This is a genomic window from Ornithinibacillus gellani, assembly GCF_003730295.1.
Taxonomy (GTDB): domain Bacteria; phylum Bacillota; class Bacilli; order Bacillales; family Amphibacillaceae; genus Ornithinibacillus_A; species Ornithinibacillus_A gellani.
The window spans coordinates 48531-61505 of the sequence record NZ_QTSZ01000014.1 but is presented as its reverse complement, the minus strand read 5'-3'; the positions used below and the strand labels follow the sequence as shown (position 1 = coordinate 61505).

The window sequence follows — 12975 nt, the reverse complement described above, 5'->3', positions numbered from 1 at the left end:
ATTCAAAAAATAGATAGGAACATAAACAATTGACGGTCAATTTAGAGGTCCCTTTAGGGACTATGTTGGTAAAGTGCCCTTATAGGGCGAAATTAAAACCGCCGGTTCTACCGGCGGATATTTACTTATGAGCTAAAGAAAAAGCATGGAAGTTTACAATTTAATGATAAGAAATTACAAAAAATATGTATTCTCATTGCGAAATATCTGAATATAATTTATAGTATAAGTAGATGGATAGGAGACTATCTTTTATTTTTACCATAAAATGAATGAGTGTTCATTCAAATTATGATTGGGGGATAAAAAATGAAGCGTACAATCAAGCGCGCAGCTGTATTGGGCTCTGGTGTCATGGGTTCAGGTATTGCTGCTCATTTGGCCAACGCAGGCATTCCAACGATAATGCTTGATATAGTGCCAAAGGAATTAACGAAGCAAGAAGAAGATAAAGGACTTACCCTCGAGCATCCGGCTGTTAGGAATCGGATGGCCGCACAGAGTAAGCAAGCATTATTAAAGCAAAAGCCATCACCGATTACAACAAAGAAAAGTCTGGATTTAATTGAAGTTGGGAACTTTGATGATGATATGGAAAAGCTTTCAAAGGTGGATTGGATTATCGAAGTAGTTGTTGAAAATTTGAAAGTGAAAAAGCAAGTGTTTGCTAACGTTGAAAAGTATCGTAAAGCAGGAACAATTGTTAGCTCTAATACATCTGGAATATCAATTGAAGCCATGTCCGCAGATTGCTCGGAAGATTTCCGTAAACATTTTCTCGGTACACACTTCTTTAATCCACCACGATACTTGAAATTGTTGGAGGTTATACCAACCAAAGATACGGATCCGGAAGTGCTTCAGTTTATGAAGGTGTTTGGAGAAGATGTGTTAGGAAAGGGTGTTGTGGAAGCAAAGGATACACCCAATTTTATCGCAAATCGCATCGGTACCTATGGTTTGCTCGTAACGGTTCGGGAAATGCTGCAAGGTGGCTTTAGTATCGGTGAAGTAGACTCGATAACCGGCCCGATGATTGGCAGACCCAAAAGTGCGACGTTCCGTACTTTGGATGTCGTTGGTTTGGATACATTCATCCATGTTGCTAAAAATGTTCATGATTTAGTACATGGTAAAGAAAAAGAAGTATTTGATGTACCCGATTTTATGAAAAAAATGAACGAAAAAGGCTGGCTAGGTGCAAAAAGCGGTCAAGGTTTTTATGTAAAGAAAAAAGAAAATGGTAAAAGTATCATTTATGAGCTTAATCCAGAAACACTAACATATGAAGATCGAAAAAAACTGAAGACACAGGCGACAGAATTAGCCAAGCAAGCAAAAGGAAGCCGGAATAAAATGAAAGCGCTTGTAATGGCGAAAGGAGATCGTGCCGGGGATTTAACCTGGGCGATTTTAAAGCCTGTTCTCCTATACGCTGCCGAATTATTAGGGGATATCGCAGATGATATGAAAGCAATTGATGAAGCCATGCGATGGGGCTTTGGCTGGGAGCTTGGCCCATTTGAAACATGGGATGCGATTGGTGTGCGTAAATCTGTAGAACGAATGCAAGCAGAAGGTGAAACAGTTCCGGAATGGGTGTTAGAAATGCTGGAGAATGGGAAAGAAGCATTTTATCATCAGGATGCTGGAACGAATCAGTATTACCATGGAGGCTCCTATCACAAGATAGAAACGAATCCAAAGGCGATTAACCTGAAGCAATTGAAAGAAGAAAAAGGTGTTATAAAGAAGAATACCGGTGCAAGTTTAATAGATTTAGGTGATGGGGTTGCCTGTCTGGAATTTCATTCTCGCAGCAATGCAATCGGGCTCGACATTATTCAAATGGTTAATGATGCTATCGATGAAGTTGAAAAAAATTATCAAGGACTTGTCATTGGGAACCAGGGGAAAAACTTCTGTGTCGGTGCCAACTTAGCCTTGATGTTGATGGAAGCACAAGATGATAACTTTTTTGAACTGGATTTAGTTGTACGCCAATTTCAAAACATGGCAATGCGGATAAAATATGCAGAAAAACCAGTTGTTGCGGCACCATTCAATATGACACTTGGTGGTGGAGCAGAAGTCTCGCTTCCAGCAGCTGCAATTCAGGCCTCATCTGAAACGTATATGGGCTTGGTTGAGTTTGGAGTTGGCTTGATTCCAGGTGGTGGTGGAACGAAGGAATTATATTTGAAGGAGTTGCGAAATCTACCACATGGTATTGACTTTGATTTAACAAAGGTTGCGAATGATGTGTTTGAAAAAGTGGCGATGGCAAAGGTTTCAACATCAGCAGCAGAAGCATTCGAAAACGGCTATATGGATAGTGGCGATGCCATTAGCATTAACTCGGATCACCTGATTTATGATGCAAAACAAAAGGTGTTGGCCCTAGCTGGAGCAGGCTATCAAGCACCAAAACAAGAAAAAATTCCTGTCGTTGGGGATGCGGGGTACGCAGCCATGCTATTAGGAGCAAAAACATTACAGTTTGGTGGATATGCTTCTGATCATGATGTGAAAATAGCTGAAAAAATAGCATATGTTCTTTCAGGAGGACGTATCAAGGCGGGTTCACTTATTGATGAACAAACGATGCTTGATCTGGAAAGGGAAGCATTTTTAAGTCTAATTGGAGAACCATTAACCCAGCAACGGATGCAGCATATGTTGCTGAAAGGAAAACCATTACGTAACTAAAGAAATGGGGGAAGAATTGTGAAGGAAGCAGTAATTGTTGCGGGTGCAAGAACCCCAGTCGGTAAAGCGCATAAAGGGTCACTTGCAAACACAAGACCAGATGACCTAGCAGCGTTAACCATTAAAGAAACATTAAAACGAGCAGGTAATTATGAAGGTAATATTGATGATGTCATTATCGGTTGCGCAGTTCCGGAAGCAGAACAAGGGATGAACATGGCCAGAAACATCGCTGGCCTAGCTGGGCTAAAACACGATGTACCTGGAATAACAATCAATCGTTTCTGTTCATCAGGCCTACAAAGCATTGCCTATGCATCAGAGCGAATCATGGTTGGTTCCAGTGATACCATACTTGCCGGCGGAGCGGAATCTATGAGTCTCGTTCCAATGACAGGGCATGTGATTAAACCAAATACGAAGCTTGTACAGGATGCTCCTGGTTATTATATGGGGATGGGTTACACAGCCGAAGAAGTAGCAAAACGGTTTGATATTTCCCGGGCGGACCAGGATGCGTTTGCAGAGCAAAGTCACAAGCGTGCTGCACAAGCAATAAAAGCAGGGAAATTCCAGGATGAAATTGTCCCTGTTGATGTAACGGAGCGGTTGATTGGCAAAAAGAATAAAGTAGAAGAAAAATCATTTGTATTTGATACGGATGAAGGGGTTCGGGAAGACACAACAGAGGAAATATTATCCAAGCTTCGACCAGCCTTCCATCCAGCAGGCAGTGTTACAGCAGGAAACTCCTCTCAAATGAGTGATGGTGCTGCATCTGTACTAGTGATGGAAAAAGAAAAAGCTTTGGCAGAAGGGCTTCAACCAATATTGAAATTTCGCTCCTATGCAGTTGCAGGTGTCGAACCGGAAATTATGGGTGTTGGGCCAGTAGAAGCTATTCCAAAAGCATTAAAAATAGCAGGTCTGAAGCTATCAGATATTGGGCTATTTGAATTAAATGAAGCGTTTGCTTCCCAAGCTGTACGTGTGATTCAGGCGCTTGAGTTGGATCCATCGATTGTGAACGTGAATGGTGGGGCTATCGCACTCGGTCATCCGCTGGGCTGTACAGGAACGAAACTGACCATTAGCTTGATGCACGAAATGAAGCGTAGGGGTGTTCAATTCGGAGTGGTGACGATGTGTATTGGTGGCGGCATGGGTGCTGCAGGTGTATTTGAACTGATTTAATCAGCTAATCAATAGAAGGAATTATTTTAAAAGGAAAGGAATGGAGAGCATGGGAGAAACAAAAGAAAGTTTATTCAAAGGTGGCGCATTTCTAATTGAAGATTTAACTGGTGAGGATATCATTACACCAGAAGATTTTACAGATGAGCATAAGATGATTGCCAAGACAACGGAAGATTTCGTTGTTGGCGATGTGTTACCAAAGGTCGATAACCTGGAGAATCATGAATTCGAACATTCCGTTGAACTATTGAAAAAAGCAGGGGAGCTAGGACTACTTGGCGCAGATGTACCTGAGGAATACGGCGGGCTTGCATTGGATAAAATTAGCTCGTCCCTCATCACTGAAAAATTTGCACGTGCAGGTGGTTTTTCCATTACTCATGGGGCACATGTCGGAATTGGATCATTACCGATTGTATTTTTTGGGAATGACGAACAAAAAGAAAAATATTTACCTAAGCTGGCAACTGGTGAATTATTGGCAGCATATGCATTGACAGAGCCCTCATCCGGGTCAGATGCACTTGGCGCCAAAGCAACTGCTAAATTAAATGAAGCTGGTACACATTATATTTTAAATGGAGAGAAGCAATGGATTACGAACTCAGCCTTTGCGGATGTATTTATCGTTTATGCGAAAATTGATGGAGAGCATTTCTCGGCATTTATTGTTGAAAGAGATTATCCAGGCGTATCCACGGGACCAGAAGAGAAGAAAATGGGAATTAAGAGCTCTTCTACGCGTACATTGGTTTTAGAAGACGCAGAAGTACCAGTTGAAAATTTACTCGGTGAAAAGGGCCGTGGCCACATTATCGCATTCAACATTTTAAATGTTGGGCGCTATAAGCTTGCTATAGGTGGCGTGGGTGGTGCCAAGCGTGCACTGGAGCTAGCGGTTGGTTATACGAATCAACGCAAGCAATTTAACACTCCGATCTCCAGTTTTTCTTTGACAAAGGAAAAGCTCGGAACAATGGGGGCACATACGTACGCAAATGAAAGTGCAGTTTACCGGACAGTAGGCTTATTTGAGCAACGGATGGGATCATTGACAGATGAACAGCTTAAGGATGGTCGGGAAGTTGCACGGGCTATTGCTGAATACCAAATCGAATGCTCGATGAATAAATATATGTGTACGGAGCTACTTGATTTCGTAGCAGATGAAGCGGTTCAATTGCACGGTGGTTACGGGTTTATGCAGGAGTATGAAGTGGAGCGAATCTATCGAGACTCCCGTATAAACCGCATTTTCGAAGGCACAAATGAGATAAACCGCTTGCTCGTTCCAGGCACCTTACTGAAGAAAGCCATGAAGGGTGAATTGCCGTTATTTGAAAAAGCGACAACATTACAGGAAGAGCTCATGATGATGATGCCGGAGGAAGTCGGAACCGAAACACTGGAACAGGAAAAGTACCTTGTTCGCAATGCAAAGAAAATGGTTTTGCTTGGAGCTGGTTTAGCAGCCCAGAAATATATGCAAAAAATTGAACAGGAGCAGGAAATCTTAGTGAACCTCGCAGATATGGTAGCAGAAGTATATAATATGGAATCCGCTATCCTTCGCACTGAAAAAGCAATTCAACAATCCGGTGAGGAGAAAAATAATCTCAAAGTCTTGTATACACAGGTTTACGTACAAGAGGCATTTAACCGTATTGAAGCAGATGCAAAGGAAACACTTATTGCTGTCGAAGAAGGAGATACATTGCGGATGATGTTATCATCGCTTAGAAAACTAACACGTCATACGCCAACAAATGTGATTGCCAAAAAACGTGAAATCGCTGCACAAATCATTGAAGCTGAAAAATATATTGTATAATTGAAAGTCAAAAGCCTTCCATCTCTTTTGGAAGGTTTTTGACGTGTATGATTTAATCACTTTCCGAACGAAAAACAAAACTTGTAATAGCATGTTCGTGTTTTTTAACAAGCTTTTCTGGTATACTTCAAGTTAGAAAATGTAGATGGGAGGGAATGTCATGCGCCTATCATTTTATTGGTATCCCAATTGCAGCACCTGCAAAAATGCGAAAAAATGGTTAGATGAACATGAAGTGGATTACACTGCTATACATATTGTTGAGGAAACACCATCGCAGGAAGAAATCCTTCATTTTATTGAAACAAGTGGATTACCAGCTAAACGCTTCTTCAACACAAACGGAAAGAAATATCGTGAACTAAATATGAAAGAAAAAATCAAGGACGCCACCATAGAAGAAATGGCTGCCTTCCTTGCATCTGATGGAATGCTTATCAAACGACCAATCACCACAGATGGCAAGAAAACAACGGTAGGATTTAAACCAGAAATTTTTGAAGAAACATGGGCCGCAAACGATAATTAAAGCTAGCATTCTATAAGATAAACTTGTATAGTTAAGATGCAATCAATTTACGGAGGGATTCAAATGAATTTACCAAACGATCTATTGTATTCAGAAGAACATGAGTGGGTAAAAAAAGAAGGAAATAAAGTACGTATTGGCATTACTGATTTTGCTCAAGATGAACTTGGAGATATTGTATTTGTTGAGCTTCCAGAGGTTGGAGAAGAAATTGATGCGGATGAACCATTTGGTAGTGTTGAATCGGTTAAAACCGTGTCCGAGCTATATGCACCAGTAAGTGGAACTGTAGTTGAAATAAATGAAGAATTGGAAGATAGCCCGGAATTTGTAAACGAATCCCCTTATGAAAATGCATGGATGATTGTAGTTGAGCTTTCAGATGAAGCTGAACTGGATAAATTACTATCCCCAGAAGCATACCAAGCATTTGTAGAAGAGGACTAATATAGTGAAACTTCAATCAGTGGGGGCTTTTAGCTCTTTCTCCACTGATTGTTAGTTGAACCAATCGGGCCTTTACTGGCTGTTGATCCCCCATTTACCATTCTGGTTATCAGCAAAAATCTTGATGTGTGGGTCTTACAGCCAGTTAATCTGTGATAAAGAGGAAGCTGTTTATACAGGATGACTCCCTTATTTGGAGAGAGTCATCTTTTTTATTGGTGGCGTAAACTGCGAACATTTAAATTTTACATCAATATGCTATAATAAGACCAATTGATGTTTAGAATGATGAAACATATGGGAGTGCTATGTGACGTGTCGGTTGATTCGGATAAAGTCATCATTGTAGAAGGCTTAACGGATAAAAGGCAGCTTAGCAAGATCATCTCAGAGCAATTAGAGATAATTTGTACCAATGGAACCTTTGGAATAGGTAAATTTGACGAATTATTAGAACAATATGATTTGGATAATAAGCATGTATTTATATTTGTGGATGAGGACAAATCTGGAATTGCGCTCAGGAAAGAGTTAACAAAAGAGCTTCCACATGCAGAGCATTTATATGTTAGCAGTGATTATCGGGAGGTTGCAGCTACCCCAGAGCATATTCTGGCAGTTGCACTCACTGCAAAGTACATTGCAGTAGACCCAAAATATTTAATTTGATGAACCAGGTGATTTTTTGCAGCAGATAACAGAGACAGTTTTGACACAAGATCATTATTTACTATATATTCATACTCCATTTTGTGGAACTTGTCATGTAGCGAGAAGTATGCTTGCTGAGATTGAACGAGCCCATCAACAGGATATTTTCTTTGAAATGAATGCATCGCTTCACCCGGAATTTATGCAAACAAATCAAGTGGAAAGTGTTCCTTGCTTATTCATAAAAGATAAGGGAAAGGCAGCAGAGAAAATCTATGCTTTCCAATCGATTCCAAATATATATTCGTATTTACTGAAATACGAGCCTGCCTTATTTTCCCCTGCTAAAAATCAATAATTGACAGGTGCATGAATCGGTGCTATGATTTGAATGATGATTTTAATTGAATACGTGATATCTCTTATTTCGAGCGGTGGAGGGACTGGCCCTGTGATACCGCGGCAACCTCAATTATGATTTGAAAGGTGCTAATTCCTGCAAGGCAATGTGCTTTGAGTGATAAGGGAACTTAAAGATTTTATAATTTACGTCTTTCTGTTCACTTAGCAGAAGGCGTTTTTATTTTGTGTAGATTGTAGGTCATAAGTCTTGTAAGGGATGAAACAGAAGCAATATAGGCACGGTAAAGGCAACAGGGAGGATTCGCTTTGATTTCAATAAATAATTTAAGTAAGCAATTTACGATAAAAAAACAAAAGATAAAAGCTGTGGACCAGCTCACCCTCGACATCAAGGAGGGCGAAATATTTGGTGTTATTGGCTATAGTGGTGCAGGTAAGAGTACGTTTGTACGACTTTTGAACCGATTAGAAGAGCCAACAACCGGTGAAATTAAAATAGCAGGAAAAAATATCACCGCCATGAAAGGGAAGGAGCTTCGCTTAGCTCGTCAGGAAATAGGCATGATCTTTCAACATTTCAATCTGCTGTGGTCAAGAACAGTGGAACAGAATATTGCATTTCCACTTGAGATTGCTGGAGTCCCGAAAACGGAGCGTGCCAAACGCGTTCAAGAGCTTATTCAGTTGGTTGACCTATCAGGTCGAGAAAACGCCTATCCATCTCAGCTGAGCGGTGGTCAAAAGCAACGGGTCGGGATTGCACGTGCCTTAGCTAATAATCCAAAGGTTTTACTCTGTGACGAAGCAACTTCCGCACTTGATCCGGAAACAACCAATGCAATTCTTGATCTACTTGTAGATATAAATGAAAAACTTGGACTAACCATCATTTTAATTACCCATGAAATGCATGTCATACGAAAGATTTGTCATCAGGTTGCAGTAATGGAAAATGGTTCGATTGTAGAGCAGGGAGATGTGTTGGACGTATTTCATCGACCACAACAGGCTGTCACAAAGAAATTCGTCGAACAGATTATGGGGCTTACAGATGATGAAGATGAAGTAGAGCCGATATTGGCTACTTATAATCAGGGGAAAATGATTCGTTTACATTTTCTTGGAGAAACGACGAATCAAGCTCTAATCAGTCAGTTATCCAAGCAATTTGCTATTGAAATAAATATTGTACAAGGAAAAATAACCCACACGAAACGGGGAGCATATGGAACATTATTCGTGCAGATGCTGGGGGAACAAGCAGAAATGGATGCTGCAATTGCCTATGTTACCAATGAAACATCAGTAGAAGTGGAGGTGATTCAGCATGTGGAATGAATTGTTTCCTAATGTAAAGGCAGATGCATTATGGGAAGCCACTTATGAAACTTTCTATATGACAATCATTTCGATTGCTGGGACCTTTATTTTAGGAATTTTATTGGGATTATTACTTTATCTAACCAAAAAGAATGGAATTTGGGAAAACAAATGGCTGCATTTCATCACGGCTGCATTTGTAAATGTATTTCGTGCCATTCCGTTTATTATCCTTATCTTTTTGTTATTTCCGGTAACACTAATTATCGTTGGTACGATCCGTGGTCCAGAAGCTGCACTACCAGCACTTATACTAGGCGCTGCACCATTTTACGGTCGTTTGGTTGAAATTGCGTTAACGGAAGTAGATAAAGGTGTTGTAGAAGCCGCGAAAGCGATGGGGGCAAAGACACGTACAATCCTATTTAAAGTACTGCTGCCTGAATCCATGCCGGCACTTGTATCTGGAATTACAGTTACAGCCATTGCTTTAATTGGTTATACCGCAATGGCAGGTGCTATTGGTGCAGGTGGCCTTGGGAATTATGCATATTACTTCGGATTTCAACGACGTGACTATGACATCGTATTGGTTTCCACAATTGTTATTGTATGTATCGTGTTTATCTTTCAATTTATCGGTGACATGATTGCCAAGAAATTGGATAAGCGCTAAATCATAAAAAAAATGAGATGTAAAACATCGGGAAAGAGGAGAAATAAAGATGAAAAAGCTTTGGACGATTTTGTTTTTATCATTGATTTTATTACTAGCTGCATGTGGAAAAGGGGATGCAGACAAGTCAGCTGATGGAGATAAAGATTCCGGTAATGCAGATGGAGAAAATACTGAAATTATTGTCGGCGCTTCAAGTGAGCCGCATGCAGAAATCTTAGAAGAGGCTAAGCCACTTTTAGAAGAAAAGGGAATCGCTTTGGAAATTGAACCATATCAGGATTATGTATTTCCTAATGATGATTTAGAAAGTGGTAAATTAGACGCTAACTTTTTCCAGCACATTCCATACCTAAAAGAAACGATTGATAAAACGGGCTATGACCTTGATTATATCGATGGTATTCATATCGAACCGATGGGTGTATACTCTAAGGATATCGCGAGTATAGATGATATCCAGAAAGGTACAGAGGTTATCATGAGTAACTCTGTTGCTGATCATGGACGTATTCTTTCTTTGTTTGAGAAAAACGGTTTACTGAAGCTTGATCCAGAAGTAGATAAAGGTTCGGCAACCTTGGAGGATGTTGTAGAGAATCCCAAGGAACTGAAATTTTCACCAGAATATGAACCAGCATTATTGCCTGAATTTTATCATTCAGAAAAAAATGTTCTAGTAGCAATTAACACAAACTATGCGATTGGCGCTGATTTGAATCCGTTAGAAGATGCACTATTCATTGAAGATGAAGATTCAGAGTATGTGAACGTTATTGCAGTTCGTTCCGAGGATAAAGACAATGAAGCATTGAAAACACTTGTTGAAGTATTGCATTCTAAAGAAATACAAGATTTTATTCTTGAAAAATATGACGGTGCGGTCGTACCTGTTGGTGGCAATAATTAATTAACTGAGAAAAAGTGCTGGTTTCCTACAATTGGGGACCAGCATTTTCCTTGCACATCATATTCGTGTTTGTATAGAAACCCAATTAAATCTTATGATTGCTATTGTTTTGGTAAACCTAAAAAAGTTGATATTAAATTTGAAATGCTTTAAGATTGGAATGAGTATAAATTGAGAACGGACAGTGGTTCGCACTCAATTAATTTAATATATTTGGAGGTATCGTTATGGCAGGATCAACACTGGAAATTAAGAATCTTCATGTTTCTATTGAAGGAAACGAGATATTAAAAGGTGTAAACCTTACGATAAAAGGAGGCGAGTTTCATGCGGTAATGGGACCAAATGGAACTGGTAAGTCTACACTTGCCTCCGCAATTATGGGTCATCCAAAGTTCGAAATCACCGAGGGAAGCATTACCCTTGATGGGGAAGACGTACTGGAAATGGAAGTAGATGAGCGTGCACGTGCTGGTCTGTTCCTTGGTATGCAGTATCCAAGTGAAATTAGCGGTGTGACTACCTCCGACTTCTTACGTTCTTCTATTAATGCAAAGCGTGGAGAAGGTAATGAAATTTCTTTGATGAAATTTATTAAAGAGATGGATGAAGCACTGGACTTTCTTGAAATTGACAAAAACATGGCACAGCGTTACTTAAACGAAGGCTTCTCAGGCGGTGAGAAGAAACGTAACGAAATTTTGCAGTTGATGTTGTTGAAGCCTGAAATTGCAATCTTGGATGAGATTGATTCCGGCTTAGATATTGATGCGCTAAAAGTTGTTTCCAAAGGGATTAATAAAATGCGTGAGGACAACTTTGGTTGCTTAATTATTACGCACTATCAGCGTTTACTAAACTATATTACTCCTGACCAAGTTCATGTCATGATGCAGGGACGTGTCGTTAAATCAGGTGGACCTGAGCTAGCACAACGTCTAGAAGCAGAAGGATATGAATGGATTAAGGAAGAATTAGGTATTGAGGACGAAACTGTAGGACAAAACGCATAACGTTAGGAGGGGTAATATGACTGTTGAAACAAAACTACCATACGATAAAGATTATATCGTTCAGTTTTCTCAAGATCGTAATGAACCAGATTGGATGAAAACATTACGCCTTCAAGCGTTGGAACAAGCAGATTCCTTAGATATGCCTAAGCCGGATAAAACAAAAATTGATCGCTGGAATTTCAGCCGTTTTAATCCGAATTACGCAGAAGGTCATGCTATTTCATCCTTAAACGAATTGCCAGAGGAGCTTAAAGCACTTCTGGATGTGGAAAACCCACCAAAAAACCTATTAATTCAGCGGAACCATTCCGTAGCTTATCATACATTAAGTGAAGAACTTAAAGAAAAAGGTGTTATTTTTACAGACATCTTTACAGCCATGCAAAATCATAGTGACTTAGTAGAGCAGTATTATATGAAAGATGCAGTATCTGTTGATGAACATCGTCTAACTGCTTTACACGCTGCACTGATGAATGGTGGACTATTTGTATATGTACCAAAAAATGTACAAATTGTAGAACCTATTCAGGTTGTTTTCTGGCAGGAAAATCCTGAAACTGCTCTGTTTAATCATGTGCTAGTTGTAGCAGACGAGAGCAGTTCATTAACGTATGTAGAAAACTATCTATCCCAAAACGAGACAGAAGAAACCGTTGCAAATGTTGTTACGGAAGTCATTGCAAAGGATAATGCAAAAATTTCTTTTGGTGCTGTGGATCATTTTGCAGCCGGAACAACGACTTATATGAATCGTCGCGGTGTAACCTATCGTGATGCATCAATTGATTGGGCATTAGGTCAAATGAATGATGGGCACACAGTGTTTGAAAACCTAACCCATTTGATTGGTGATAATTCCTCCGGTCATGCCAAGATGGTAACAGTAGGTCGGGGTAAACAAATTCAAAACTTTACGACAAAAAGTTTGCACATTGGTCAGGATTCTGATGCGCACATCCTACAGCATGGTGTCATGAAAGAAGGCGCAACAGCCATCTTTAATGCGATCGGTAAAATCGAACACGGTGCAACACGCTCAAATGCCGAGCAAGAATCTCGCGTGTTAATGCTAAGTGAAAAAGCACGTGGTGACGCAAACCCAATCCTGCTTATCGATGAAAATGATGTAACTGCTGGACATGCTGCATCTGTTGGACGTGTAGATCCAATGCAGATGTATTATTTAATGAGTAGAGGTATTTCTCAAGCAGAAGCAGAACGATTGATTATTCATGGTTTCTTGGCACCTGTTGTAAAACAATTGCCAATCGCTTCTGTTCGTGAGCAATTAACCGAGCTCATTGAGAGGAAGGTATATTAAGA

The 12975-nt window shown here is 40.0% G+C and carries 12 protein-coding genes and 1 riboswitch; all 12 genes read left to right on the top strand.

The features are described 5' to 3' along the window. Positions 1 to 309 precede the first annotated feature (309 nt). The 12 genes from DX933_RS03710 (at position 310) to sufD (ending at position 12973) form a co-directional block, all read left to right on the top strand. Positions 310 to 2709 (top strand): 3-hydroxyacyl-CoA dehydrogenase/enoyl-CoA hydratase family protein, encoded by a 2400-nt coding sequence (locus DX933_RS03710; RefSeq protein ID WP_123315133.1) that lies wholly within the window; start codon positions 310 to 312, stop codon positions 2707 to 2709. A gap of 18 nt (positions 2710 to 2727) precedes the next feature. Further along, a complete protein-coding gene (locus tag DX933_RS03705) occupies positions 2728 to 3903 on the top strand; it encodes an acetyl-CoA C-acetyltransferase (RefSeq protein WP_123315132.1) in 1176 nt (391 codons plus the stop codon). Between the two features lie 49 nt (positions 3904 to 3952). Beyond that, positions 3953 to 5737, top strand: a complete 1785-nt coding sequence (locus tag DX933_RS03700; protein WP_123315131.1) for an acyl-CoA dehydrogenase family protein — start codon at positions 3953 to 3955, stop codon at positions 5735 to 5737. 160 nt (positions 5738 to 5897) lie between these two features. Continuing rightward, on the top strand, positions 5898 to 6266 hold the full coding sequence (locus DX933_RS03695; RefSeq protein WP_123315130.1) for an arsenate reductase family protein: 369 nt from the start codon (positions 5898 to 5900) through the stop codon (positions 6264 to 6266). Between the two features lie 63 nt (positions 6267 to 6329). Beyond that, on the top strand, positions 6330 to 6713 hold the full coding sequence (gene gcvH / locus DX933_RS03690; protein WP_123315129.1) for a glycine cleavage system protein GcvH: 384 nt from the start codon (positions 6330 to 6332) through the stop codon (positions 6711 to 6713). Positions 6714 to 7028: 315 nt separating this feature from the next. Beyond that, positions 7029 to 7382 (top strand): toprim domain-containing protein, encoded by a 354-nt coding sequence (locus DX933_RS03685; RefSeq protein WP_223805860.1) that lies wholly within the window; start codon positions 7029 to 7031, stop codon positions 7380 to 7382. Between the two features lie 16 nt (positions 7383 to 7398). Continuing rightward, on the top strand, positions 7399 to 7722 hold the full coding sequence (locus DX933_RS03680; RefSeq protein ID WP_123315127.1) for a thioredoxin family protein: 324 nt from the start codon (positions 7399 to 7401) through the stop codon (positions 7720 to 7722). A gap of 61 nt (positions 7723 to 7783) precedes the next feature. After that, positions 7784 to 7891, top strand: a riboswitch (SAM riboswitch). 142 nt (positions 7892 to 8033) lie between these two features. Next, positions 8034 to 9065 (top strand): methionine ABC transporter ATP-binding protein, encoded by a 1032-nt coding sequence (locus DX933_RS03675; protein ID WP_123315126.1) that lies wholly within the window; start codon positions 8034 to 8036, stop codon positions 9063 to 9065. Beyond that, positions 9055 to 9723 carry a methionine ABC transporter permease gene (locus tag DX933_RS03670; RefSeq protein WP_123315125.1) on the top strand — a complete coding sequence of 223 codons (669 nt, stop codon included), beginning with the start codon at positions 9055 to 9057 and terminating at the stop codon, positions 9721 to 9723. The genes DX933_RS03675 and DX933_RS03670 overlap by 11 nt, the downstream gene beginning before the upstream one ends. A 49-nt stretch (positions 9724 to 9772) precedes the next feature. Further along, positions 9773 to 10633 carry a MetQ/NlpA family ABC transporter substrate-binding protein gene (locus tag DX933_RS03665; RefSeq protein ID WP_123315124.1) on the top strand — a complete coding sequence of 287 codons (861 nt, stop codon included), beginning with the start codon at positions 9773 to 9775 and terminating at the stop codon, positions 10631 to 10633. 227 nt (positions 10634 to 10860) lie between these two features. Continuing rightward, positions 10861 to 11646, top strand: coding sequence for a Fe-S cluster assembly ATPase SufC (gene sufC, locus DX933_RS03660; protein WP_123315123.1), 786 nt, complete (start codon positions 10861 to 10863; stop codon positions 11644 to 11646). Between the two features lie 16 nt (positions 11647 to 11662). Beyond that, positions 11663 to 12973 carry a Fe-S cluster assembly protein SufD gene (gene sufD, locus DX933_RS03655; RefSeq protein ID WP_123315122.1) on the top strand — a complete coding sequence of 437 codons (1311 nt, stop codon included), beginning with the start codon at positions 11663 to 11665 and terminating at the stop codon, positions 12971 to 12973. The last annotated feature ends 2 nt before the right edge of the window (positions 12974 to 12975 follow it).